Source organism: Neisseria benedictiae, from assembly GCF_958267435.1.
In the GTDB taxonomy this organism is placed as follows: Bacteria; Pseudomonadota; Gammaproteobacteria; order Burkholderiales; family Neisseriaceae; genus Neisseria; species Neisseria bergeri.
Genome location: NZ_CATQFV010000059.1, coordinates 55,811 through 81,231, shown reverse-complemented (window position 1 = coordinate 81,231; position 25,421 = coordinate 55,811). Strand labels below are relative to the sequence as shown.

15 protein-coding genes and 1 tRNA gene are annotated in these 25,421 nt (G+C 53.5%); 6 read left to right on the top strand and 10 right to left on the bottom strand.

Annotated elements, in window-relative coordinates:
- The first annotated feature begins 168 nt into the window (after nucleotides 1-168).
- From mtrC to mtrE, 3 genes are read left to right on the top strand one after another with little or no spacing between them, the layout of a single operon-like run.
- Entirely contained in the window at nucleotides 169-1,407 is a 1,239-nt protein-coding gene (gene mtrC / locus Q3O12_RS07645; RefSeq protein WP_301669939.1) for a multidrug efflux RND transporter periplasmic adaptor subunit MtrC, read from the top strand.
- An 11-nt stretch (nucleotides 1,408-1,418) separates the two neighbouring features.
- A complete protein-coding gene (gene mtrD, locus Q3O12_RS07640) occupies nucleotides 1,419-4,622 on the top strand; it encodes a multidrug efflux RND transporter permease subunit MtrD (RefSeq protein WP_301669938.1) in 3,204 nt (1,067 codons plus the stop codon).
- Between the two features lie 52 nt (nucleotides 4,623-4,674).
- Nucleotides 4,675-6,078 (top strand): multidrug efflux transporter outer membrane subunit MtrE, encoded by a 1,404-nt coding sequence (gene mtrE, locus Q3O12_RS07635; RefSeq protein ID WP_301669937.1) that lies wholly within the window; start codon nucleotides 4,675-4,677, stop codon nucleotides 6,076-6,078.
- 107 nt (nucleotides 6,079-6,185) lie between these two features.
- On the opposite strand, the gene Q3O12_RS07630 is transcribed toward mtrE, so the two are convergent.
- From Q3O12_RS07630 to Q3O12_RS07620, 3 genes are all read right to left on the bottom strand, one after another.
- On the bottom strand, nucleotides 6,186-8,345 hold the full coding sequence (locus tag Q3O12_RS07630; RefSeq protein ID WP_301669936.1) for a TonB-dependent siderophore receptor: 2,160 nt from the start codon (nucleotides 8,343-8,345) through the stop codon (nucleotides 6,186-6,188).
- Between the two features lie 252 nt (nucleotides 8,346-8,597).
- Nucleotides 8,598-10,712 (bottom strand): TonB-dependent receptor domain-containing protein, encoded by a 2,115-nt coding sequence (locus Q3O12_RS07625; RefSeq protein WP_301669935.1) that lies wholly within the window; start codon nucleotides 10,710-10,712, stop codon nucleotides 8,598-8,600.
- Nucleotides 10,713-10,893: 181 nt separating this feature from the next.
- Nucleotides 10,894-12,537, bottom strand: coding sequence for a lactate permease LctP family transporter (locus Q3O12_RS07620; RefSeq protein WP_301669933.1), 1,644 nt, complete (start codon nucleotides 12,535-12,537; stop codon nucleotides 10,894-10,896).
- A 348-nt stretch (nucleotides 12,538-12,885) separates the two neighbouring features.
- Here Q3O12_RS07620 and Q3O12_RS07615 point away from each other — a divergent pair, with 348 nt between their 5' ends.
- The gene (locus Q3O12_RS07615; protein WP_301669932.1) at nucleotides 12,886-13,665 is read left to right on the top strand and encodes a FadR/GntR family transcriptional regulator; all 780 of its coding nucleotides are present in this window, start codon (nucleotides 12,886-12,888) and stop codon (nucleotides 13,663-13,665) included.
- A 223-nt stretch (nucleotides 13,666-13,888) separates the two neighbouring features.
- On the opposite strand, the gene gdhA is transcribed toward Q3O12_RS07615, so the two are convergent.
- Nucleotides 13,889-15,223, bottom strand: coding sequence for an NADP-specific glutamate dehydrogenase (gdhA, locus tag Q3O12_RS07610; RefSeq protein WP_301669931.1), 1,335 nt, complete (start codon nucleotides 15,221-15,223; stop codon nucleotides 13,889-13,891).
- A gap of 383 nt (nucleotides 15,224-15,606) precedes the next feature.
- On the opposite strand from gdhA, the gene Q3O12_RS07605 reads away from it, so the two are divergent.
- Nucleotides 15,607-16,401: a thymidylate synthase gene (locus Q3O12_RS07605; protein ID WP_301669955.1), complete on the top strand. Its 795-nt coding sequence runs from the start codon at nucleotides 15,607-15,609 to the stop codon at nucleotides 16,399-16,401.
- Between the two features lie 8 nt (nucleotides 16,402-16,409).
- Complete coding sequence (locus Q3O12_RS07600) at nucleotides 16,410-17,435, top strand: FAD:protein FMN transferase (protein ID WP_301669930.1); 1,026 nt, start codon at nucleotides 16,410-16,412, stop codon at nucleotides 17,433-17,435.
- Nucleotides 17,436-17,496: 61 nt separating this feature from the next.
- Here the strand turns inward: Q3O12_RS07600 and Q3O12_RS07595 are convergent, their stop codons facing one another.
- The 6 genes from Q3O12_RS07595 to Q3O12_RS07570 form a co-directional block, all read right to left on the bottom strand.
- Nucleotides 17,497-18,834 (bottom strand): sodium-dependent transporter, encoded by a 1,338-nt coding sequence (locus Q3O12_RS07595; RefSeq protein WP_301669929.1) that lies wholly within the window; start codon nucleotides 18,832-18,834, stop codon nucleotides 17,497-17,499.
- A gap of 699 nt (nucleotides 18,835-19,533) precedes the next feature.
- Nucleotides 19,534-21,087: a glycosyltransferase family 2 protein gene (locus Q3O12_RS07590; RefSeq protein WP_301669928.1), complete on the bottom strand. Its 1,554-nt coding sequence runs from the start codon at nucleotides 21,085-21,087 to the stop codon at nucleotides 19,534-19,536.
- Between the two features lie 113 nt (nucleotides 21,088-21,200).
- Nucleotides 21,201-21,276: transfer RNA gene (locus tag Q3O12_RS07585), tRNA-Ile, on the bottom strand.
- A 53-nt stretch (nucleotides 21,277-21,329) separates the two neighbouring features.
- A complete protein-coding gene (locus tag Q3O12_RS07580) occupies nucleotides 21,330-22,532 on the bottom strand; it encodes a beta-ketoacyl-ACP synthase (RefSeq protein WP_301669927.1) in 1,203 nt (400 codons plus the stop codon).
- Nucleotides 22,529-23,053: a hypothetical protein gene (locus tag Q3O12_RS07575; RefSeq protein WP_301669926.1), complete on the bottom strand. Its 525-nt coding sequence runs from the start codon at nucleotides 23,051-23,053 to the stop codon at nucleotides 22,529-22,531. The genes Q3O12_RS07580 and Q3O12_RS07575 overlap by 4 nt, the downstream gene beginning before the upstream one ends.
- A 48-nt stretch (nucleotides 23,054-23,101) precedes the next feature.
- On the bottom strand, nucleotides 23,102-25,408 hold the full coding sequence (locus Q3O12_RS07570) for an MMPL family transporter (RefSeq protein ID WP_301669925.1): 2,307 nt from the start codon (nucleotides 25,406-25,408) through the stop codon (nucleotides 23,102-23,104).
- Nucleotides 25,409-25,421 lie beyond the last annotated feature (13 nt).

Below are 25,421 nucleotides of genomic sequence, written 5' to 3'. Positions count from 1 at the left end.
ATAACGCCCCTGAAATTGAGACAGTTTCCCAGTGCCGAAGTGCCGAACCCACCTGCTTTGCAACCCGTTTGAATACAGGGATGCCGAAGCAGGCGGTTTTGTATTTTGAAACGGGAATTTCTGTTAAATCTAAAATCCTTTAATAAAATCATATAGATAGGATAAATAATGGCTTTTTATGCTTCTAAGGCGATGCGTGCGGCTGCGTTGGCTGCCTCTGTCGCGTTGGCACTGTCATCTTGCGGCAAAGCAGATGAAGCGGCACAGGGCGGGCAGCCTGCGGGTCGGGAAGCCCCGGCCCCCGTCGTCGGTGTCGTAACCGTCCATCCGCAAACCGTTGCGTTGACCGTCGAGTTGCCGGGACGTTTGGAATCGCTGCGTACCGCCGATGTCCGTGCGCAAGTTGGCGGCATTATCCAAAAACGCCTGTTCCAAGAAGGCAGTTATGTCCGTGCCGGACAGCCGCTGTATCAGATAGACAGTTCCACTTATGAAGCAAGTCTGGAAAGCGCGCGCGCGCAACTGGCAACGGCACAGGCAACGCTTGCCAAAGCGGATGCGGATTTGGCGCGATACAAGCCTTTGGTTGCCGCCGAAGCCGTCAGCCGGCAGGAATATGATGCTGCGGTAACGGCGAAACGTTCTGCCGAAGCAGGCGTTAAAGCGGCGCAGGCGGCGATCAAATCTGCCGGCATCAGCCTGAACCGTTCGCGCATTACCGCACCGATTTCGGGCTTTATCGGCCAGTCCAAAGTTTCCGAAGGTACGCTGTTGAATGCGGGCGATACGACCGTGCTGGCAACCATTCGCCAAACCAATCCGATGTATGTGAACGTTACCCAGTCTGCATCGGAAGTGATGAAACTGCGTCGGCAGATAGCCGAGGGCAAGCTGCTGGCGGCGGATGGTGCGGTAGCGGTCGGCATCAAATTTGACGACGGCACGGTTTATCCTGAAAAAGGCCGCCTGCTGTTTGCCGATCCGACCGTTGACGAATCGACCGGTCAGATTACCCTGCGTGCCGCCGTGCCGAACGATCAAAATATCCTGATGCCCGGCCTGTATGTGCGCGTGCTGATGGACCAAGTGGCGGTGGATAATGCATTCATCGTTCCGCAGCAGGCGGTAACGCGCGGTACGAAAGATACCGTGATGATTGTGAACGCCCAAGGCGGTATGGAACCCCGCGAGGTAACGGTCGCGCAACAGCAGGGCGCGAATTGGATTGTTACGTCCGGTCTGAAGGACGGGGATAAGGTGGTTGTGGAAGGCATCAGTATCGCCGGTATAACGGGTGCGAAAAAGGTAACGCCCAAAGAATGGGCGCCGTCTGAAAACCAAGCCGCCGCGCCTCAATCCGGCGTTCAGACGGCATCTGAAGCCAAACCTGCTTCTGAAGCGAAATAAGGAAGGCATCGATGGCTAAATTTTTTATCGACCGCCCCATTTTCGCGTGGGTTATTTCGATTTTCATTATTGCGGCGGGTATTTTCGGCATTAGAAGCCTGCCGGTTTCGCAATATCCGTCTGTTGCCGCACCGAATATTACCCTGAGGGCTACTTATCCGGGTGCATCCGCACAAGTGATGGAAGACAGCGTACTTTCCGTTATCGAGCGGAATATGAACGGCGTGGAAGGTTTGGACTATATGACCACTTCCGCCGATTCGAGCGGCAGCGGCAGCGTGAGCCTGACCTTTACGCCTGAAACCAATGAAGATTTGGCTCAGGTGGAGGTGCAAAACAAGCTTTCCGAAGTATTGAGCATGTTGCCGGCAACCGTTCAACAGTACGGCGTTACCGTATCCAAAGCGCGTTCCAATTTCCTGATGATTGTGATGCTGTCGTCAGACGTACAGTCAACCGAAGAGATGAACGACTACGCGCAGCGTAATATCGTTCCCGAGTTGCAGCGTATCGAAGGCGTGGGGCAGGTACGCCTGTTCGGCGCGCAACGCGCGATGCGGATTTGGGTCGATCCTAAGAAACTGCAAAACTACAATTTGTCGTTTGCCGATATCGGCAGTGCGCTGTCGGCACAGAATATTCAAATTTCCGCAGGTTCCATCGGTTCGCTTCCCGCTGTGCGCGGACAGACTGTTACGGCTACCGTAACGGCGCAAGGGCAGTTGAGTACGGCCGAAGAATTCGGCAACGTCATCCTCCGCGCCAATACTGATGGTTCTAATGTTTACCTGAAGGATGTGGCGAAAGTCGGATTGGGTATGGAAGACTATTCTTCCTCAACCCGTCTGAACGGGGTAAATACCACCGGTATGGCGGTGATGCTGTCCAATAGCGGTAATGCGATGGCGACGGCAAAGGCGGTTAAAGAACGCATGGCGACGTTGGAAAAATACTTTCCTCAGGGTATGAGCTGGAAAACCCCTTACGATACTTCCAAATTCGTTGAAATTTCGATTGAAAAAGTGATTCACACTTTAATCGAAGCGATGGTGCTGGTGTTTGTCGTGATGTACCTCTTCCTGCAAAACATCCGTTATACGCTGATTCCGACCATCGTCGTACCGATTTCGCTGTTGGGCGGTTTCGCCTTCATCTCTTATATGGGTATGTCGATTAATGTATTGACGATGTTTGCGATGGTATTGGTCATCGGTATCGTGGTCGATGACGCGATTGTGGTGGTTGAAAACGTCGAGCGCATTATGGCGGGTGAAGGCCTGCCGCCTAAGGCTGCAACCAAAAAAGCAATGGGTCAGATTTCCGGTGCGGTGGTCGGTATTACCGCCGTGTTGATGTCGGTATTTGTGCCGCTGGCAACGTTCAGCGGGGCGACGGGCAATATTTACAAACAGTTCGCCCTGACGATGGCGGCATCTATCGGCTTTTCCGCCTTCCTCGCGCTGACGCTCACACCTGCTTTGTGCGCCACGATGCTGAAGGCAATCCCCAAAGGGCATCACGAAGAGAAAAAAGGCTTTTTCGCTTGGTTCAACAAGAAATTCGACAGTTGGACGAACGGCTACGAAGGCTGGGTAGCCAAAGTGTTGCGTAAGGCTTTCCGTATGATGGTTGCCTATGCCGGTTTGGCGGTTGTCGGCGTATTCCTGTTTATGCGCCTGCCGACTTCTTTCTTGCCGACCGAAGACCAAGGCTTCGTCATGGTCAGCGTGCAACTGCCTGCGGGTGCGACCAAAGAGCGTACCGATGCGACGCTGGCGCAAGTTACACAATTGGCAAAAAGCATTCCTGAAATTGAAAACATCATTACCGTTTCCGGCTTCAGCTTTTCGGGCAGCGGCCAGAATATGGCGATGGGTTTTGCGATGCTTAAGGATTGGGACGAACGTAAAACCTCCGGCAGCGATGCCGTTGCGGTTGCCGGCAAGCTGACGGGTATGATGATGGGGACGCTTAAAGACGGTTTCGGCATCGCCATCGTTCCGCCTCCGATTATGGAGTTGGGCAACGGTTCGGGTCTGACCATCAACCTGCAAGACCGCAACAATACCGGTCATACCGCATTGCTGGCGAAACGCAACGAGCTGATTCAAAAAATGCGTACCAGCGGACTGTTTAATCCCAGTACCGTCCGTGCCGGCGGTTTGGAAGATGCGCCGCAGTTGAAAATCGACATCAACCGTGCCGCAGCGGCGGCGCAAGGCGTTTCGTTTGCCGACATCCGCACCGCATTGGCAAGCGCGCTGAGTTCGTCTTATGTCAGCGACTTCCCGAACCAAGGCCGTCTGCAGCGCGTGATGGTGCAGGCAGACGGGGATGCCCGTATGCAGCCTGCCGATATTTTGAACCTGACCGTGCCGAACAAATCCGGTATGTCTGTGCCGCTTTCCACCATTGCCACTGTTTCTTGGGAAAACGGTACGGAACAGAGCGTCCGTTTCAACGGTTATCCCTCGATGGAGCTGTCCGCTTCGCCCGCAACCGGCGTTTCCACCGGCCAGGCCATGGCGGCGGTTCAAAAAATGGTTGACGAATTGGGCGGCGGTTACAGCCTCGAATGGGGCGGACAGTCGCGCGAAGAGGCAAAAGGCGGTTCGCAAACCCTGATTTTGTACGGTTTGGCGGTTGCAGCCGTATTTTTGGTACTTGCCGCGCTTTATGAAAGCTGGTCGATTCCGCTGGCGGTCATCCTTGTGATTCCGTTGGGTTTGATCGGTGCGGCTGCGGGCGTAACCGGGCGCAATTTGTTTGAAGGATTGTTGGGCAGCGTTCCCTCGTTTGCCAACGACATCTACTTCCAAGTCGGTTTCGTTACCGTGATGGGTTTGAGTGCGAAAAATGCGATTTTGATTATCGAGTTTGCCAAAGACCTTCAAGCACAAGGGAAAAGCGCGGTCGAAGCCGCTTTGGAAGCAGCCCGCCTGCGTTTCCGTCCGATTATTATGACTTCGTTCGCCTTTATTTTGGGCGTGGTTCCCCTGTATATTGCCGGCGGTGCAAGTTCTGCCAGCCAGCGCGCCATCGGCACGACCGTATTCTGGGGGATGTTGGTCGGCACGCTTTTGTCCGTGTTCCTTGTTCCGCTTTTCTATGTGGTGGTGCGCAAATTCTTCAAAGAAACTGCACACGAGCATGAAATGGCGGTCAGACATGCATCAGAAGCGGGTATAACCGGTTCGGACGATAAACAATATTAAGCAAAATACCGTCTGAAAACCGCCGATTTTCAGACGGCATCGGGACTTTTTTATGAATACTACATTGAAAACCACCTTGACTTCTGTTGCAGCAGCCTTTGCATTGTCTGCCTGTACCATGATTCCCAAATACGAGCAGCCTAAAGTCGAAGTTGCGGAAACGTTTAAAAACGATACTGCCGACAGCGGCATCCGTGCCGTCGATTTGGGTTGGCATGACTATTTTGCCGACCCGCGCCTGCAAAAGCTGATCGACATCGCACTCGAACGCAATACCAGTTTGCGTACAGCCGTATTGAACAGCGAAATCTACCGCAAACAATACATGATCGAGCGCAACAACCTTCTGCCCACGCTTGCCGCCAATGCGAACGGCTCGCGCCAAGGCAGTTTGAGCGGCGGCAATGTCAGCAGCAGCTACAATGTCGGACTGGGCGCGGCATCCTACGAACTCGACCTGTTCGGACGCGTCCGCAGCAGCAGCGAAGCAGCACTGCAAGGCTATTTTGCCAGTGTCGCCAACCGCGATGCGGCACATTTGAGCCTGATTGCCACTGTTGCCAAAGCCTATTTCAACGAGCGTTATGCCGAAGAAGCGATGTCTTTGGCGCAGCGTGTTCTGAAAACGCGCGAAGCAACCTACAAGCTGTCCGAATTGCGGTACAAGGCAGGCGTAATTTCCGCCGTCGCCCTACGTCAGCAGGAAGCCTTAATCGAATCCGCCAAAGCCGATTATGCCCATGCCGCGCGCAGCCGCGAACAGGCGCGCAATGCCTTGGCAACCCTGATTAACCAACCGATACCCGACAACCTGCCCGCCGGTTTGCCGTTGGACAAGCAGTTTTTTGTTGAGAAGCTGCCGGCCGGTTTGAGTTCCGAAGTATTGCTCGACCGTCCCGACATCCGTGCCGCCGAACATGCGCTTAAACAGGCAAACGCCAATATCGGTGCGGCACGCGCCGCCTTTTTCCCATCCATCCGCCTGACCGGAAGCGTCGGTACGGGTTCTGCCGAATTGGGCGGGCTGTTCAAAAGCGGCACGGGCGTTTGGTCGTTCGCGCCGTCTATTACCCTGCCGATTTTTACCTGGGGTACGAACAAAGCCAACCTTGATGTAGCCAAGCTGCGCCAACAGGCACAAATCGTTGCCTATGAATCCGCCGTCCAATCCGCCTTTCAAGACGTGGCAAACGCATTGGCGGCGCGAGAGCAGCTGGATAAAGCCTATGCCGCTTTAAGCAAACAAAGCCGTGCCTCTAAAGAAGCGTTGCGCTTGGTCGGCCTGCGTTACAAACACGGCGTATCCGGCGCGCTCGACTTGCTCGATGCGGAACGCAGCAGCTATTCGACGGAGGGTGCGGCTTTGTCGGCACAACTGACCCGCGCCGAAAACCTTGCCGATTTGTACAAGGCGCTCGGCGGAGGATTGAAACGGGATACCCAAACCGACAAATAACCGCCCGGGCAACCAAATGCCGTCTGAAACGATAAGGTTTCAGACGGCATTTCTTTCTTTAAAACGGTTTCCGGTGCCTGCCTTTCAAGACGGCAGGCCGTATCCGTTTAGAAAGTATGTTTGACGGTTGCGGTCAGGCTGCGCGGCGTGCCGTAAACATGGATGTCGGGCATGGTGCGGTAGCGTTTGTTGAACACGTTTTCAAAGTCCAAACCGATGCGGGTGGATTTGCCGATTTTGTAATGCGCGGTCAAATCCAGCGTGGCGTAGGGGCGTTGGGTCAATGCGGCTGCGGTGGCAGGGTTGATGTCTGCAGGGTATTCATCCAGCGTGTGGCTGCGGCTTTGCCAGTTGACGTTTGCGCCCAGGTTCAAACGGTCGGTTACGTCATATGCGGTAAAGAGTTTGAACAAATGAACCGGATAAGACGGATGCAGTTGAACTCCTTCGCTGTTTTTGATTTTGGAACGTGCATAAGACGCATTCAGCAGCCATTTATCACTTAGGCGGCCGCCGACAGAGAGTTCCACGCCTTTTGTCGTGGTGTTGTTGACTGCACGGTAGTATTCATCGCCATTCGCGAATTCACCTTCAACCACGCCCAAGTGGTCGCGTTTGTTCATAAACACAGACGCGGAAGCATTCAGACGGCCTTCAAACCACGAAGCTTTCAAACCGGTCTCGTAGGTTTTGCCGCGTTGCGGTTCGAGCGGTTTGCCGTCTTTGGTCAGGTTGCGCACTTGTGGGCGGAAGATGGTGGTGTAGGACGCATAGGCAGTCAGGTTGTCGTCTAGATCATAAGTTACACCCAAATAAGGAATGAAAACGTTTTGTTTGTGGCTGCTGTAAGCGAATTTGTTACGGTCAGTGCTGTAACGGTACCGCCAATCTACAAAACGTCCGCCGCCTATCAATGCCAGCTTGTCGGTCAGTTTGAAACGGGTCGAGCCGTAAACCGACAGGTTTTTCATATCGGTAAAACCATCGCGCGAATACGGCATATCGGGTTTGGCGATGTTGCCGTCAAATTTACGCAAATCGGGAATCGTCGATTCGCCTTCTTCATAGAAAGACAGGTTTTCTTTGTTGTCCTGATAGCTGATGCCTGCATTAAATTCATGCGAGCGGCCCAGTGCCGGATAATCGCCGTCCAAAATCAGGGAAAAATTTTGGTCGCGGTATTTGCTGCGGTCGCGGTCTGAAGTGAAAAGCGCGGAGTAGTTGGTATTGATTTTGTATGTACCGGCAATGCCTGAAACGATGTCGCTTTTACCTGTCAGATAGCTGTAATTGCCTGTCAGTTTCCAGCCGTTGTCAAACTCATGGCTGAGAGACGTGAATACTTCGGCACTGGTGTCTTTGCCGTAAGCCCATTTTGCCGAGGAATTGCTGCGCGGCGAAGCCTCAAACGGTATGAAACCGTCTGTCTTATTGCCTGCTGCCGTCAGGTAGCTGAAACGCGAGCTGCCCTTATTGCGGAAACGGTGTATTTCCGTACCGATATTCCATTGAGTCTGAGGGGCAATGTCGTAGGACAGAATGCCGTAGAACGTATGATTGTGGCGCGAAGTGTTCGGCAGGTAATCGCCGCCGTGGTCGCTGACCAAAATAGTGCGGCCGCGCAAGGTATTGTCTGCATTCAAAGGCTGATTGGCATCAAGGACGAAGCGGTAGTGCTTCCACGAACCGACACCGGCTTCGACGCTGACGGCAGGTTTGGCAGTCGGTTTTTTACGTTCCAAAGCAACCGTACCGCCCGGCTCGCCCATACCGCCGTTGGACAAACCGCTTGCGCCGCGTACGACGACGACTTGGTCATACAATTCGCTGTCCAGATTGTTGGTGCCGCGGCGGATGGCTTTGCCGTCGTAAAGGAATTTGGGCGCGCCGTCCACGGAAATGCTGTCAATCGCCTGACTGCGCGAAATAAATTGGCTATGGCCGGATACGTTGTTGCCCATTTTGCTGTGGAATACGCCCGGTGTTTGTTTCAATACGTCCTGCAGACTGTCCAAGCCTTGGTCTTCGATTTGTTTTGCCGTTATGACAGACAGGGATTGCGGTGTTTCACGCTGGGTCAGCTTGATGCCTGTGGCGGCGGAAGAAGCGGGGATGGTGTAGTTGGAAGCCGTTTGTTTTCCCAGTTCTTTGACGTGTATTTCCGGAAGGGCGGCAATATCTGCGGCGGAGACGTGCGCGGCGCATAACAGCATGAGTGCGGATGATACGGCAAGCGCAGTGCGTGAATGGCGGGGGGGGGTATGCATGATTTTTCCTTTTAGTGGTTTGGGCGGCGGGATTTTAGCAAAATGTTGTAATTATACTAGTTAGTGTAAATATTATTTAGGATTAGTTTGACTGTTGTCAAAATATATCTATTTATCTAGTTATAAAGATTTATATTAAACCGTGATATGAGGGGAAAAAGGCAATGCTAGCGGAACGACGGATTGTCGCACCTTGCAAAAAATGCCGTCTGAAACGATAAGGTTTCAGACGGCATTTTAAAATGCAGGCGTTTAGAACTTGGCTTGCAGCCTTAACCAAGCGGTGCGGCCGGGTTCGTTGACGCGGGTGGTTTTGATGCCGGCGGCAGGATCGACAAATCCTCCGCTTCTGCTGACGAATTCGGCATAGGTTTTGTTAAAGACGTTGTCCACGCCGCCTTGCAGGGTGGCGTATTTGTTGAATTTCCAACCTGCATTGACGGAAAGTACGCCAAAGCCTGCGGATGCGCCGATGTCCTGACCGATGATGTTGCCCTGTCCTTTGGCGTAGCGGTTTTGTTTGGCAACCAGTTTCCACAGTGCGCCCGCGCTGAATTTGCCGTTGTCGAAGGCAAGGGTGTTGTTCCATTCGAGCGGCGGGGTTTGTGCCAACGGTTTGCCGTCGGTACGGTTTTTACCGTAGGTATAGGCTAGGTTGCTGGCTATGCTCCAATTAGGAGCGAATTCCCATTTCACTTCAATTTCGCCGCCTAGACGGATGGCATCGATATTGCGTGCGCTCAAGTCTGCACCATGATGATGGCTGGCGTGTCCGCCTGCTGCCGGTGTCGTCGGAGTATGGCTGCCGGCGGGCACGCCTGTTGCCGGTGCCGTCGGAGTGGGTCCTGTGTGGTGGTGTCCCATGTGATGGCTAGGTGCCGACGCGCTGCCGGCGGTATGATGCGTCATCGGTTTTGGTTCGACTATGATGAAATCGTCAACCTTGCCTGCAAATACAGAGGCGGAGACGTGCCAATTTCCGCTGTTCCAAATCAGCCCTGCATCAAGTTGGCGGTTGGTTTCTTTTCGGAGTCGGAGGTTTTCCGATTTTTTGCGTTCCCAGTAGTCGGGCGCACGCTGGGCGATGCCTAAACCTGCGTAGTATTTGGTATTGCCCGCAGTTTGCTCGAAACGGAAGAAGCCGGAAGTCAAAGGATATTTGGTTTTTTTGAGGGGATCGGAGTCTGCCTTGGTTTCGTATGTGCCTGTTACTTGGTCATGACGGAAGCCGGCAATCAATTTTTGTGCATCGTTACGTTGCCAAGCCGCCTCGGCAAAGCCGCCCAGTTGGTCAAAACTTTGGGTAGGCTTGAAAGGAATCGAAGCGTAGTTTTCATCGCCTTTGCGTTCGGTATGGCGGTCGCGCATATAGTCGATGCCGGTTTGAAGGTTGACGTTGTCCCAATCGAAAGTGGCTTTGAGGTTGCCGGTATCGGTGCGGCGTTTGGGATTCATAGCGCGTTTGCCCATCATACCGACGGGACGCAGGCTGTAGGTGTCCATAACGTGGTCGATTTCGCTGGATCCGTAGCGTGCTTCGATTTCGCTTAACCAAGGTGTGATATTGCGTTGGCTGATGCGGACATTCCACGCGTCGCGGTCGAATTTGCTGCCGTCCATCATGCGGTCGGCGTAGGCTGCTTTACCGCGGCTGCGTTCGTATGTGCCGGCGATGGTGGTGTTTTCGGTCGGGGTAACGCCCAACTGAACCATTTGGCTGTCGCGTTTGAAGTTGGAATGTACGCGGTTGCCTGCTCCGTCTTTATAGTCGTCAGATTCGTTGTGTGAGACGTTGAGGCGGACATAACCGTATTTGCCACCCGCACCTGCTTCAAATGCGGCATCGCGTCTGCCGCTGCTGCCTAATGTGGTACTGCCGTTGAAGGAGTAGGGTTGTTCGTGGAAGGTCGGATCTTTACGGACGAAATGAACGGAACCGCTGATCAAACCCATCCCTTGGGTAACGGTTTGCGGGCCTTTGGTTACGATAACTTCGTCAAACGTGCTGGGGTGGATGTAGGAAGTGGGCGGGTCCATGCGGTTGGAACAGCCGCCGTAAACGAACTGGTCGTCTGCGTTGATGGCAAGGCGTGAGCCGCCCAAACCGCGGAACAATGGATCGCCCGAGCTGCCGCCTTTGCGAATGATGCTCATATTGGGGACGGATTGCAGCAAATCCGCGCCATCCCCTGCCGGTAGGGGCTGGAGGGTGGCTTTAGGATTGAATTTGACTGTATTGGCTTTTTGCTGCTGTGTCCCGGTAACGGTAACGGGAGAGAGTTCGGCGGTTTCTTCCGCAACAGGGGCTGCCCATGTTTGGCTTAGCGCGGCTGCGAGGGGAAGGAGTAGGAAGTGGGTAGTTTTCATATCAGTTTCTCTATATAGAAGGTTTTACGTTAATACTACTTAGGTAGTATATAGGACTAGTTTGTATGTTAAAAGGGGAATGATATTTTTTTTAACATATATCAATAAGAAAGATATGGGCTGCACAAAAGAAATGCCGTCTGAAACATGACCTGTTTCAGACGGCATTTTTACGGATGTTTTATTTGTTAAAGAAAATCAGTGTCCACGGCAAAACATATGCCTGCAGGAGGGTCAGGAGACCGACAAAGCTACAGAAAATCAGGCTGTGTTTCACGGTGAAGCGGAACAGGTTGGATTCCTTGCCCTCTAAGCCTACTGCCGCACATGCGATGGCAATGGATTGAGGGGAGATCATTTTGCCTGTTACGCCGCCGGTCGTATTGGCGGCAACGGTCAGCTCGGGGGTAACACCGATTTGATGCGCGGTGCTGGCTTGCAGTGAACCGAAGAGCGCGTTGGCGGAGGTGTCCGAACCGGTCAGGAATACGCCCAGCCAGCCGAGGAACGGCGAGAAGAAGGGGAACACGGCACCGGTAGCGGCAAGGACGAGTGCCAATGTAGACGACAGTCCTGAATAGTTTGCCACGAATGCAAAACCGAGTACCAAACCGATGGACAGGATGGACAGGCGCAGTTCTTTGAGCGTTTCAAAGAACGTGCCGACGGCTTCGGAAGGCTTCATTTTCAGTAAAACGGCGGAAACGATGGAAGCAAACAGGATTGCCGTACCGACTGCGCCGAGGAAGTCGATTTTGAACACGGCGGCGTATGGTGTCGGTTCGCTGACGATGGGCGCGGCTTTTTGTACCAAGTTGTGCAGCATCGGCCAGTCGAATTTGATGGTAGCAACGCCCAAAGCCTCTTTAACGCCTTTAATCGTCCACACGCTGACGAAAACGGTCAGAATGGCAAAGGGAGACCATGCTTTGATGATTTGTCCGGCAGTGTATTCGCCCGCTTTGCGTTCGGACGGTTTTTTCATGCCGTTGAACGTGAAGATTTCTTTAGGCTGCCATTTTTTCAGGAAGGCGGACAGGCAAATCAGGCTGACCAGTGCGGAGGTTACGTCGGGCAATTCCGGGCCGATGAAGTTGGCGGTAATGAATTGGGTAACGGCGAAAGACACGCCCGCCACCAATACGGCGGGCCAAGTTTGGCGTATGCCGCGCATACCGTCCATCATGGCGACCAGCCAGAAGGGTACGATGACTGACAGGATAGGAAGTTGGCGGCCTGCTACCTGACCGATATGGTAAGGGTCGAGATTGGACACTTGACCGGCAACCAAGATGGGAATACCCATCGCGCCGAAAGCCACGGGCGCGGTGTTGGCAATCAAACACAAACCGGCGGCGTAGAGCGGATTGAAGCCCAAGCCCACCAGCAAAGCGGCGGTAATCGCCACCGGCGCGCCGAAGCCTGCCGCGCCTTCGAGGAATGCGCCGAAGGAGAAGCCGACCAGCAGCATTTGCAGGCGTTGGTCTTCGGTAATCGAAATCACGGAAGCGCGGATGATGTCGAACTGCCCTGTTTTTACGGTAATTTTATACAGGAACACGGCGGTAACGATAATCCAGGCAATCGGCCACAATCCGTAAGCGAAGCCGTACAGCGCGGAAGAAACCGCCATACCCGCAGGCATCCCGAAGCCGAATACGGCAACGGCAAGCGCAATCAGCAGCGTATAAAGCCCCGCCTGATAGCCTTTGAGCTTCAGGACGGTCAGCGCGGCAAAGAAAAAGACGATGGGTAAGAGTGCGGCGGCGGCAGTCAGATACAGGCTGCCGCCGATTGCCGTGTAGTTTTGAACCCAAGTTTCCATAATTGAACATCTCCGAAAATATTTTTCTAATCGTCGGCAATAGTGGTCAAACCAATTAAAGCAACGTTGCATTACTTTACGAAACTTTAATATTCAGGTCAATATATTTTTGGGCGGTTCGGCAGATTTGAATCGGAGCTTTCGTTTAAATACTGTTAAAACAAATATTTGCATGAACAAAAATTGTAGTTTGGTGTAGTTTTTTCTTATGTTTCGGGGCGGTGCGAGGTAAATGCCGTTGACGGAGGGAACGGCGTGTCATTAGAATCCGCCCTGATTGGTCAGTCCAATTTGATATTTGATGTATTTCGGAAGGGTTCTGCAGGGAATCTTTATAAAGGAGGGGTAATGAAACTGGTAAGGCCTCAGAAAATCAGCGATCAGGTATTGTCGGTATTGGAAGGCCGCATTGCGGAAGGCGTTTACGCGGAAGGGGGCAAGATTCCGCCCGAACGCGTTTTGGCGGAAGAGTTCGGCGTTTCGCGCCCGTCGGTCAGGTCGGCATTGAATGTTTTGGTTGCCCGTCAGGTTTTGGAAGCAAGACAGGGAGACGGTTATTATGTTTCGGTCAAGCCACAGCAGGATTTTTTGCAAAGTTGGCAGGAGCTTTTGGGCAAACATTCCAATTGGGAACAGGATGTTTTTGATTTCAGCTGCCACATCGAGGGCTGTATGGCGGCATTGGCAGCAGAACGCCGGACGGATGCCGATTTGAAGCGGATTCGGTTTTGGCTTGAAAAGTTTGAGGAAGCGTGCGGAAGCGGCAATTTGGAACATCAGAGCGAAGCCGATGTCAGCTTTCATCAGACGATTGCCGATGCGGCGCACAATTTGTTGTTCAGCCATTTGTCGGGCGGTTTGTTGAAAATGCTGTACCGGCAGACGCGCAGCAGCCTTATTTATCTGAATCAGGAAGAAGATCCGCGTCCGAAACTGATGGCGCAGCACCGCGTGCTGTATGAGGCGATATCGAACCGCCGGCCGGGCGAGGCTTCGGAGGCGGCAAAGGCACATTTGAATTATGTGGCAAGCAGCATCATGAAAGATAGGGAATATCAGAGCCGTAACCGCCACGCGGATACTTTGGCGCAAAACGATTTGAAGCGCGTGCAGGATTGGGCGGTGTGAATGCCGTTCAGACGGCATAGCGCACCAACAATCGGACAGCCTTTATTCAATGGAACCGGTTTGCGCCCAAACGGAAATAAGCGACTTTTCACTTGTAAACGGATGGAATCGGCCGGGTATCCAAACACAGGAAAAAAGGTTTGAAATGCCCGGATAAGGAAATGCCGTCTGAACAGCGTTTGCGGTTCAGACGGCATTTTGTTTGCGGGTCGGCGGCGTTTGCTTAGAAGCCTTGCGCCAGCATCGCATCGGCAACTTTGACGAAGCCGGCGATGTTCGCACCATTGACGTAGTTTACTTTGTCGCCGACTTTGCCGTATTTCAGGCAGGATTCGTGGATGCTTTGCATAATCTCAAATAAGCGGTTGTCCACTTCTTCGCGCGTCCAAGACAGGCGGATGGCGTTTTGGCTCATTTCCAAACCTGAAGTTGCCACGCCGCCGGCGTTGGAGGCTTTGCCCGGGGCGTAGAGGATGCCGGCTTTGATAAATTGCTCGACCGCGCCCAAAGTCGACGGCATATTCGCACCTTCCGCAACAACGTAGCAGCCGTTTGCCAACAGGGTTTTGGCGGCTTCTTCGTCCAATTCGTTTTGGGTCGCGCAGGGCAGGGCGACTTCGGCGGCAACGTTCCACGGTTTTTGGTTTTCAAAGTATTGCAAACCTTGCTCTTTGGCATAAGTGGCAACCCGTTCGCGGCGGACTTCCTTCAGTTCGATAAGCGCGGCGAGTTGCGCTTCGGTCATACCGCTGTCGGGGAAGAGGACGAAGCCGTTGGAGTCGGAAACGGTCAGCACTTTCGCGCCCAGTTGGATGGCTTTTTCGGCAGCGTATTGCGCCACGTTGCCGGAGCCGGAAATCAGTACGCGTTTGCCTTCAAAACTATCGTTGCGGGTTTGCAGCATCGCTTGGGCGAAATAGACGCAGCCGTAGCCGGTCGCTTCGGGGCGGATGAGGCTGCCGCCCCATTCCAAACCTTTGCCGGTCAGGACGGAAGAAAACTCGTTGCGGATTTTTTTGTATTGTCCGAACAGGTAGCCGATTTCGCGCCCGCCTACGCCGATGTCGCCGGCCGGAACATCGGTGTCCGCGCCGATGTGGCGGTAGAGTTCGGTCATAAAGGCTTGGCAGAAGCGCATCACTTCGGCATCGGATTTGCCTTTGGGGTCGAAATCCGAACCGCCTTTGCCGCCGCCCATAGGCAGGGTGGTCAGCGCGTTTTTGAAGACTTGTTCAAAAGCGAGGAATTTCAACACGCCCAAATCGACGGTCGGATGGAAGCGCAGGCCGCCTTTGTAAGGACCGATGGCGGAACTCATTTGCACGCGGTAGCCACGGTTGACTTGGACTTGACCTTTATCGTCCTGCCAGGTTACGCGGAACATCACGACGCGTTCGGGTTCGACGATGCGTTCCAGCAGGCTTTGCTGGGTGTATTTCGGATTTTGTGCCAAAAACGGATCGAGGCTCATGAAGACTTCTTCAACCGCCTGATGGAACGGCTCTTGATTGGGGTTGCGTTGTTTGAGGTTGGCAAACAGGGTGTTCAAGTCAGTCATTCGGATACTCCTTTTGATTGATGTTGTACTAATGGGAAAACGAATTTGTAGTTGGCAATATAAACCTATTTTTTTCTGATGCCAAGTCTGATTTTGCACAAATTGTTGACATTATTTTTTCCATATTTTTGATATTTGATGTTTATTGCCAACAATAAATCAATAATCATAAATTAATTTTGAAAATAAAAATATTATTGGAATTTTATTTCAAGTAATTAAACTGGATTTTTTGATTCCAATCAAGGTAATTTTGTTTTCACGCCTGCTTTTACTGTGGAAAAGGATTGAGATTGTCAACAATCCTGCCTGCCTGAATCTGTGTTTTGGGCATTATCCGGAAATGTTATAATATGCTCTGTTTAATTTGATGAAAGATGATGATGAAGGCCTATTTGGACTTGATGCGCCACGTCCTCGACAACGGTACGGACAAATCAGACCGCACCGGTACGGGTACGCGCTCCGTATTCGGTTATCAGATGCGTTTTGACTTGGGCAGGGGCTTTCCGCTGCTGACGACCAAAAAGCTGCATTTGCGCTCGATAATCCACGAGCTGCTTTGGTTTCTCAAAGGCGATACCAATATCAAATACCTGAAAGACAATAATGTTTCCATTTGGGACGAGTGGGCGGACGAAAACGGCGATTTGGGCCCGGTTTACGGCTACCAATGGCGCAGTTGGCCCGCACCTGACGGCAGGCATATCGATCAAATCGCCAATGTGGTGGAACAAATCAAGAAAAACCCCGATTCGCGCCGCCTGATTGTGTCGGCATGGAATCCGGCTTTGGTCGATGAGATGGCCTTGCCGCCTTGCCACGCGCTGTTTCAGTTTTACGTTGCCGACGGCAAACTGTCCTGCCAGCTTTACCAACGCAGCGCCGATATTTTCCTTGGCGTACCGTTCAACATCGCCAGCTACGCATTGTTGACCATGATGATGGCGCAAGTATGCGGACTGGAAGCAGGTGAGTTTATCCATACGTTTGGCGATGCGCATTTGTACCGCAACCATTTCGAGCAGGCCGCATTGCAGTTGGAACGCGAACCGCGCGCCTTGCCTGTGATGAAAATCAATCCTGAAGTCAAAGATTTGTTTGCCTTCAAATTTGAAGATTTCGAGTTGGAAGGTTACGACCCTCATCCGCATATCAGGGCGGCAGTATCGGTTTAGGAGGCGGTATGGGCAGGCATTTCGGGCGCAGGCGTTTTTTGACGGTTGCCGCCGTTGCGGCGGCGGGTGTGGCGGTTTCTTTCCTGCCGAATCCTTTTGCCGCCGATGATGAAAAACGCAACGGGGATGAAAAACGCGATGAAAATGTGTTTTTCTGGAAAGGTGTCGCGCTGGGTTCCGGCGCGGAGCTGCGCCTGTTCGGTGTGGACGACAGACAGGCGGCGGATTTGGTCAACAAGGTTTTGGCGGAAGTGGCGCGTTTGGAAAAAATGTTCAGCCTTTACCGTGAAGACAGTCTGATCAGCCGCTTGAACAGGGACGGTTACCTGACTTCGCCTCCGGCGGATTTCTTGGAACTGTTGAGCCTGTGCCGCGATATTCACGCGCTGACGGAAGGCGCGTTCGATCCGACGGTTCAGGTTTTGTGGAAACTGTATGCCGATTATTTTTCCGCCCATCCCGATGCGGAAACGCCGCCGCCTCAAAACAGCGTGGATGAAGCCCTGAAGCGGGTCGGCTTCGGCAAAGTCTCGTTTGACGACCGTGAAATCCGTTTTGCCGAAAAGGGTATGGGTTTGTCCTTGAACGGCATCGCGCAAGGCTATATCACGGACAAGGTTGTTGCGCTGCTTAAAGCAAACGGCGTGCCTGCCGCGCTGGTCGATATGGGCGAAATCAGGGGATTTGATACAAACGGCAGGCGGACTTGGAATGTCGGCATCCGCAATCCGGACGATGAAGAAGGCGTGTTGGCAAATATCACGATGAAAGACAAGGCGTTTGCCACTTCGGGCGGCTATGGGACGGTGATGGACAAAGCGGGCAGGTTTACCCATTTGTTCGATCCGCGAACCGGCGTGAGTACGCCGCGTTATAAAAGCATCAGCGTAATGGCGGATGATGCGGCGGTTGCCGATGCCTTGTCGACGGCGTTTTCCATTATGGATTTGCCCTTGATACGGTCGGTTGCCGAAAGCAGGCGGCTTAAAGTTTGGCTGCTGATGCCGGACAATACTTTGAACGAAATAGGTTGAACCTGAAGCAAAATGCCGTCTGAAAGGCTTTCAGACGGCATTTTGCCGTTGGGCGGGATTTTTAAAGGATGCCCAAAGAATTGACGAAAACGATAATAATGGCAATCGGGGCGAGGTAGCGCAAGGTATTCAGCCACAGCAGCAGCACTGCTCGGGGTACGGTGCTGCCCGCGCCGGTATCTTTTAACACAGACTGCTTGTCCTGAATCCAGGCGGTAAAGATGGAAACACTCAAAGCACCAATCGGCATAATGACGGCGGAAATAACATAGTCCCACAAATCAAAAATGGTTTTGCCGAAAACCTTAAACTCACCCCATACGCCGAAAGACAGCGCGGACGGGATGCCGACAATGAAAATAGCCGTGCCGATAAGCCAAGTGTGCTTTTTGCGTTTGCGCTCGTCTTGGCGGATGGTTGAGGCAATGACCGTTTCCAACATCGAAAACGCCGAAGTCAGCGTGGCGAAAACAACCAAGAGCATAAATACCGCAAACAAAACCGTACCGAACGGCATCTTCATAAACACCGACGGCAATACGATAAAAATCAATCCCGGCCCTTGGCTGGGTTCAAAACCGAAGGCGAATACCGCCGGAAAAATCACCAAACCTGCCAACAGCGAAACCAAGAGGTTCATCCACATAATCGTATGGCCGGAACGGAACATATCCTGATCTTTTCCCAAATACGAAGCATAGGTAATCATAGCGGAAACGCCGATGCTCAAGGCAAAAAACGCCTGTCCCAAAGCCGTAATCATCGTATCGGCTTTAAAGTACGTCCAATTCGGTTTGAGCAGGAAAGACACGCCCTCCATTGCACCCGGCAGCGTCAGCGAACGGATTGCAAGCGCAATAAAGAGGATAAACAGCCCCGGCATCAGATAACGGTTTGCCTTTTCAATGCCGTCTGAAATCCCGCCTTTGACCACCCAAACCGTAATCAGCATAAACAGTGCCTGATAGGACAGCGAACCTGCCGGATTGGAAATCGTTGTGCCGAACAGGGCTTCAAAGTCCGCTCCGGTATGAACCGCCCCCGTAAAACTGTGGACGACATAATTCAATACCCATCCGCCGACCACGCTGTAAAACGACAGCAAAATAAAGCAGGCGGCAACGCCCATACGCCCGACCCAAAGCCATTGCGTGCCCGGACGCAGAACCCTGAAGGAATCGACGGCATTTTTACCGCCCGTGCGCCCGATATAAAATTCGGCAAGCTGAACGGGTAGGGCGACCAAGATAGTAAATATCAAAAACAGCAGGAAAAACACCGCGCCGCCGTTGGTGCCTGCCGTATAAGGAAATTTCCAAATCGCGCCCAAACCGATGGCCGAACCTGCCGCAGCAAGCACGAAACCGATTTTGGACGACCAAGAAGTATGGTTACTCATAAAATTTATTAAGAAATGTGAAAGTAGTATAGTGGATTAACAAAAATCAGGACAAGGCGACGAAGCCGCAGACAGTACAGATAGTACGGAACCGATTCACTTGGTGCTTGAGCACCTTAGAGAATCGTTCTCTTTGAGCTAAGGCGAGGCAACGCTGTACTGGTTTAAATTTAGTCCACTATACATTGTAACAAAGCACTTGATGCGGCAGCACAAGCCGGGGAAGACGCTGCAAAACTTTGCCAATAGGCTGCGTAATATCGGGGGATATTGGGATTTTCTTATTTTGAAGGATGGATTTGGGGTGTTTCTTTCCAATGAACGAATATAATTTGGTGGTTTGTTGCATCAAAGGCTTTCAGACGGCATAGGCCGTCTGAAGTTTTTATTGTGGATTAAATAGAGAATACGCATATCGTCATTTTCGCGAGAGTGGGGATACGGAATTTTAACGCTACGGTGATTTATCCGAAACAACGACCGTCTTTTCGTCGTCATTCCCACACAAGTGGGAATCCGGTAACGAAAAATCATAGGAAGTTATCCGAAACACAAAAACTGAAACCGAACGGACTGGATTCCCGCTTTCGCGGGAATGACGAGATTAAAGTTTCAGGATTTATTTAAAATAACCGAAATTCAAAAAACCGGATTCTTGCCTGTGCGGGAGTGATGGTAGAAATAAGGATATAGGTGCTGTTATGGTAAGAAGCGGTCCAAACCGTCTTCGCAGCGGATTTTTTGTTCGGACAGCGTGGCTTTGAGCAATGCATCGTTTTGCGGTAAGGCATTGCGTTCGGCTTCATTGTGCCAAAGATGGTAGGCAATGCCGGCAAATTTAAGGTTGTGGCGTTTTATGCCGTTATGGAAGAGGCGGGCGACGAACTCGCTGTCTTCGCGCCCCCAGCCGACAAAGCGGTTGTCGAAGCCGTTTACAGCCAGCGCATCGCTGCGGAAAAAGCCCATATTGCAGGTTTTGATGCCTTTGTGTTTGCGGCTGCTTTGTCTGCCGATCAGGGCGGACAGGCTGCGGCAGCGCAGGGCGGACAGGCGTTTTTCTATGCCTTGGCTGAACGCGGACAAATCGGGCAATTCGCCGGAGGCTAAAATTTCTTGGGTGCGCCCTTGGGTCAGGATAACGCGTGAACCCTGTATCAGCCTGCCTTTGCGTGCGGGTTTGAGGTGGTCGGCGATGAAGGACGGGTCGAGTATCATATCGCCGTCGATAAGGATGATGTAGTCGCTTTTTGCCTGCGCCAGTGCGCGGTTACGCGATTCGGCGGCGCGGAAACCGTCGTCCGGCCGCCAAGAATGTTTGATGGGGATGTCGGTATGGCTGCGGATGAACTCGACGACTGCGGCAGTGTCTTGGCGCGAACCGTCGTCCGCGACGATGATTTCGTCGGGCAGGCGGGTTTGCGCGAGCGCGGATTTTAAAACCGGCTCCAGCGCGTCGGGACGGTTGTAGGTGGTTACAATCAGGGCGACGCTGATATTGCGGTTGCGCTCGTAAAGTTTGACATATTTGTAGTACGAACCTTGCGCGTTGGCGATGGAAATGGTCAGACCGTCCGCGCCGTAGGCGAAACCGCGTTTGAGCAGGTAGTTTTTGACAAACGATACGCTGCCGTGCAACAGGGCTTTGAAGGGTGAGCTGTCTTTTTTGTAGCGGTTTTCTTCGGCGTAGAGCGAGCTGTATTGCTGCATTTTCTGAATCAGCCCTTCGGCATTTTCGAAGGAATAGTGTTTCAGATGACCTTCGAGCGGACGGACGTTTGCATCGGGCGGCAAAATCAGCGATTCATGCACCTGACGGTCGGAAAAACGGGTAAACCGGCGGTGGTAAAGACGTGGGATAATGTCGGGATACCAGCCGCAGGCTTTGATCAGGCGGGCGTTGTAATGGTTCAGGCGAGAGAGGGAGAAGATGTTTTGTTCTTTGTTTTCCGCCACGGCTTTGCGGATGGCGGCAATCAGTTCTCTATCTGCCACTTCGTCGCTGTCTATGCTGAATATCCAATCATTTCGCGCAAGTTTTGCGGCAAGGTTTTTCATCGGGCCGAAGCCGATGAAGTTATGTTTGTGATAACTGATGTTGGTGAAGCGTTCGGCGATTTCAAAGGTGCGGTCGGTCGAGCCGTTGTCGAGCAGCAAAACTTCATCGAAGTCTTGAAGCGCGGTCAATATTTCGTGCAGATAGCGTTCCGAGTTTTTAACCAATATAGCCGCTGTGGCGGGAATTTTCGGGTTCATAATGAGATCGTCCGACAAAAGGTAGATGCAGGGAAAAGCCGTGTTGCCTGTCCGGTCTAAATGTGCCGCCATAAATGGCAAAAAAGCCCAAACATACGTCCGGGCTTGGGAATTGGTGGGTCCGGTGGGGTTCGAACCCACGACCAAGGGATTATGAGTCCCCTGCTCTAACCCCTGAGCTACAGACCCGTCAAGAGTAGGCGCGTATTGTATAGCATAGCGGTGGGATTGACAAACTTATTTCATCCGATGAGTAAAACGCAGTTGCTTCCCCCGAAGGCAAATGACGAGCTGGCGGCAATGCGTTTTTCGGTTTCCCAGCGGCTGCCGCTGCCGGTCAGGTTAATGGCGGGCAGGTCGGGGTCGTTCTGCCCGTCCCAAAGCTGGGGCGGAAGTTTTCCTTCGGGATTGCTTTGCCGGTCGGCAATGCCCCACGCGAACGCGGCTTCGATTGCGCCCGCCGCGCCCAGCGTGTGTCCGGTTTGCGGTTTGGTGGACGTGCAGGGCGTATTGTTGCCGAAAACCGCTGCAACGGCACGGCTTTCCATACTGTCGTTGTGGTGCGTCCCGGTGCCGTGCAGGTTAATCCAGCCGATGTCTTCGGACGCAAGGTTTGCGTGTTGCAATGCCGTCTGAAAGGCAAGAATTGCGCCTTGAGCGTCGGGGCGCGGCGTGGAAATATGGTAGGCATCGCTGCTTGCGCCGTAACCCAGAAGCCGCATACTGCCGGAAAAATCCGCATCGCGCGTCATGATGAATACGGCTGCGCCTTCGCCGATATTGATGCCGTCGCGGTTGGCGGAGAAAGGGTTGGCAATGTTTGGGGACAAGACTTCCAGTGAGGCGAATCCGTTGACGGTCAGCGGCGAGAGTGTGTCCGCGCCGCCGCAGATGACGGCATCGCACATACCGGCGCGAAGCAGGCGTGCGGCACTGATTAATGCGCGCGCGCCGGAAGTGCAGGCGGTGGAAACGACGTAACGCAGGCCGTTCAGCCCGTAAGCATCGGCAATGAAATCGGCAGGCGCGTTCATAAGGTGTTGGCATTGGTTGAACGTGAGGTCTTGCCAGGCTTTTCCCTGTACTGCCTGTCGGAACATCGGGATGTTTTCGTCCGCGCCGCCGGTGGATGTGCCGATGACGACGGCAATCCGGTTTGCGCCGTATCGTTGTATGGCGGCGTGGATTTGCGGTTCGATTTGTTCGAGCGTGTGCCAAAGCAGCCGGTTGGTGCGGCTGCGGCAGTGTGCGGGCGTGCCGTCTGAAAAGGGGCGCAGGGTTTCTTTTACCATACCGAAGGCAAGGTTTTTGCCGTCAACCCAATCGGATGAAAATGTCAGTGCCGGTTTGGAAGAAGGGGACAGCAGGGCATCGATGTGGGTGTGCAGTCCGCTACCCAATGCGCTGGTGAGTGCAGGGCTTCCGAGGTAAACAGGTATGTTCATAATGGTTCAATCGGTGTAACCGACCAGCTGGTTTGGTCGGGTAGGGTAATCAAAAATTGCCCGCCGGTATGGTTGACGCACCATATGTCCCGATTGCGGTAGCGGAACAATGTTCCTTCTTTGCAGAAGGATGCGCCGCCGCCTGCCTGTTTGAGGCCGGGATAAGGGGGCGCGGCATTTTCGGCGGTTATCAGCGGGAGCAGTGCGGCAAACAGGCGACGAGACGGCATATTGGGCATCACGAACCCGTCATTTTGCCAGCCTCCGCTGTTGATAGTCTGGCGTGAAACCGGTGCGCCCAATATGTCGGTTTGTACAAACCGGATGCCGTCTTCAAGCTGTTCGGCCGCCAGTATGCCGGTTTGCACGGGTTCTTGCCCCTTATTGTAGCGTTCCCATTTGAACCATTGTACGTCTTCGACAAGACGTGGTTGGGTTTGGGGGACGGGTAGGGTGTATGGGGCGCAGGCGGCGAGCAGTTTTGCGGTCAATATGGCAAGCAGGGTCGTGGTCGGGCGCATAAGTTCCTTTCAAAAATGCCGTCTGAAGCGGAAACGGCGGCAGGGCGGTTAACGGTGTGGATGTTGCGTATCCGGGACCGAGTACATCAGCCGTGCCGCCAGCCACAGGTTCAATATGACCCCGATGCCGACGGTTATGCCGAATGCGGCGACGGCCGGTGTGCTGCTGAAGGCAAGTATGGCGAAGGAGATGCCGGTCGTGAGCGCGGCAAGCAGCATACCGCCCAGCCGCGCATCGGTGCTGTGTCCGGCATTGAGCGCGTAAACGGCATAATCGATGCCGATGGCGGAAACCAGCAGCAATCCGAACATGGCAAACAGGCTGACGGGAATGCCCAGCCAACCCAATACGGCAACAGTGCCGATGGCGGCAGCGACGGGTACGGCGAGGATTTTTCCGCCCTGCCGCGCGCCAAACAGCCGCCACAGCAGCAGCCATGCCAACAGGTAAGACGACAATTTCAGCCAAGCCGCCTGATTGCGTGTATGGCGGAACAGGTCGTTGAGCCTGCCGCGCTTGTCCGCCCATTTGATTCCCGGGACGGTTTCCGCCGTTTTGCGGACGGTTTCCGGTTCGGTCATGCCGTTCAGGCGGATAACCGAGGCATAACGATGCGGTTCGACTTGGCCGAGATACAGGGGTTTCCAAGCTTGTGCCAGAGGCAGGGCGATGCCGTCTGAAAGCGTGATGGCGGGCGTGTCGGCCGCTTGCAGCAGGGCGGATTTCAGCGTGTCTTCGGGAATGCCCAGTTCGTGCAGGGCGCGGTAGTTGCCGGGTTTGTCTGCAATCGCTCGCAAATGTTGTTTCAGGCGGTTTTGTTCGGCTGCCGGCAGGATGAACTGATCCAGCGATTGGATACCGTTCAGTTTGCCTTGTCGAATCAGGGGGGCGAGGGCGCGGCGCAACTCGGCATTTTTTAACAGCAGCGCGTCTTCGCTTGCGGCTTCGGCAACCAGATATTGACCGCTGAAATCGGTTCCGCCCAATGTGCCGATTTTTTGTATTTGCGACAACAGTCCGGGCGGCATATTCACCCATTGGCGGATGTCGTCGTGCCAGTTGCTGCGCCACAGTCCGACGGCGGCGAAAACCATCAGGAAAACTGCTGCGGGATAAGTGAAGGACGGGGGAAGTTGTTTTTGGATGTGTTTGCCGAGCGCGGCACTTAAGGCGGCAAAAGGTACGGGTTTTGCCTGATAACGGGCAAACAGGGGCGGTAGCCAGCAGATGGTCGCGCCGAATGCGCCCAGCAGCGAAAAGCCGGAGAAAACGGCGGTTTGCTGTAAAACCGGCAAAGGTGTGAACCAAAGCAGCGCGTATCCCGAAACGGTAATCAGCAGACTGACGGCAAAGGTGGGCAATACCTGTTTCATCGCCGGTTTCGCCTGCCATGATGAGAATACCGACGGGGTCAGCCAGTGCAGCGGGAAATCGACCAGCATCCCGATCAGGCTCGTACCGATAACCAGCGTCAGGGCGTGAATATGTCCGAATACCGCCAGAGCTGCCGCCAAGCCCGCCAGCATGCCTGCGGCAGACGGCAGCAGCAGCCAAAAAGTGCGTGCGCTGCGGAAAACCCACAATATGAGGGTTACGGTCAGGGTTATGCCGGCAAAACCCATTATCCGGCTTTCTTTTTCGGCATCGGCTTTGGCGGCTGCTGCAAAAAGTGCGCCGCCCCCGGTCAGGATTTCGGCGTGCCTGCCGGATGCCAATGTCTGTGTTTTTTGGAACAAATGACCCAAGGCATCTTGAGGCAGGGCGTTGTCGGGCAGCTTGGCGCGTATCCAAACCCAGGTTTTTCCGTTGTCTTCGTTGAACAGCATACCGTTTTCGGGATGCCATTGCAGACGGGTTTGGGGATTGATTTTGCCGGCAACGAAACGCCCGAAACCCAGCCAGTCCTCATCTAAGGGCAGGGGGGATACGGCAAACGGGTTGGCGGCATCTTCGGCGCGTTGGCGGAAATAATCGGCGGGTTTTTCGGTCAGCAAACGCCGTTGGGCTTCGGGCAGGACGGCCAAGCTGATTCTGCCGATGTCTTGGCGGATTTGTGCAAGATCGGGGCTGATTTGGCTGTTTACTTCGGAAAATATCCCGCTTTGCTGCCATAAGGAGGCGATTTCCGATGCCGTCTGAAATGCGGTTTCGGGTCGGGGGCTGCCCGCCAGCAGGATGATTTGACTGTTGATTTGTGCGTCGCTGGCGCGTTCCGCCGCCTGCAAAATGGTATTCTGGCTGCTTTGGGGCAGCAGTTCGGTCAGGTCGGTCTGCAGCCAGGCGCGCGTTGTCATGCTGTAACAGACAAAGACGGCAAGTGCAGACATCAGCAGGGTGTAAATCAGGCGGATCATGGCGGTTCGGACG

What these genes read in the sequence shown, in the direction of transcription:
- gdhA (WP_301669931.1), bottom strand. Translation starts at nt 15,223, where the DNA reads ATGACTGACTTGAACACCCTGTTTGCCAACCTCAAACAACGCAACCCC.
- Q3O12_RS07600 (WP_301669930.1), top strand. Translation starts at nt 16,410, where the DNA reads ATGGGCAGGCATTTCGGGCGCAGGCGTTTTTTGACGGTTGCCGCCGTT.
- Q3O12_RS07570 (WP_301669925.1), bottom strand. Translation starts at nt 25,408, where the DNA reads ATGATCCGCCTGATTTACACCCTGCTGATGTCTGCACTTGCCGTCTTT.
- Q3O12_RS07605 (WP_301669955.1), top strand. Translation starts at nt 15,607, where the DNA reads ATGAAGGCCTATTTGGACTTGATGCGCCACGTCCTCGACAACGGTACG.
- Q3O12_RS07620 (WP_301669933.1), bottom strand. Translation starts at nt 12,537, where the DNA reads ATGGAAACTTGGGTTCAAAACTACACGGCAATCGGCGGCAGCCTGTAT.
- Q3O12_RS07625 (WP_301669935.1), bottom strand. Translation starts at nt 10,712, where the DNA reads ATGAAAACTACCCACTTCCTACTCCTTCCCCTCGCAGCCGCGCTAAGC.
- mtrD (WP_301669938.1), top strand. Translation starts at nt 1,419, where the DNA reads ATGGCTAAATTTTTTATCGACCGCCCCATTTTCGCGTGGGTTATTTCG.
- Q3O12_RS07615 (WP_301669932.1), top strand. Translation starts at nt 12,886, where the DNA reads ATGAAACTGGTAAGGCCTCAGAAAATCAGCGATCAGGTATTGTCGGTA.
- Q3O12_RS07595 (WP_301669929.1), bottom strand. Translation starts at nt 18,834, where the DNA reads ATGAGTAACCATACTTCTTGGTCGTCCAAAATCGGTTTCGTGCTTGCT.
- Q3O12_RS07630 (WP_301669936.1), bottom strand. Translation starts at nt 8,345, where the DNA reads ATGCATACCCCCCCCCGCCATTCACGCACTGCGCTTGCCGTATCATCC.
- mtrC (WP_301669939.1), top strand. Translation starts at nt 169, where the DNA reads ATGGCTTTTTATGCTTCTAAGGCGATGCGTGCGGCTGCGTTGGCTGCC.
- Q3O12_RS07580 (WP_301669927.1), bottom strand. Translation starts at nt 22,532, where the DNA reads ATGAACATACCTGTTTACCTCGGAAGCCCTGCACTCACCAGCGCATTG.
- Q3O12_RS07575 (WP_301669926.1), bottom strand. Translation starts at nt 23,053, where the DNA reads ATGCGCCCGACCACGACCCTGCTTGCCATATTGACCGCAAAACTGCTC.
- Q3O12_RS07590 (WP_301669928.1), bottom strand. Translation starts at nt 21,087, where the DNA reads ATGAACCCGAAAATTCCCGCCACAGCGGCTATATTGGTTAAAAACTCG.
- mtrE (WP_301669937.1), top strand. Translation starts at nt 4,675, where the DNA reads ATGAATACTACATTGAAAACCACCTTGACTTCTGTTGCAGCAGCCTTT.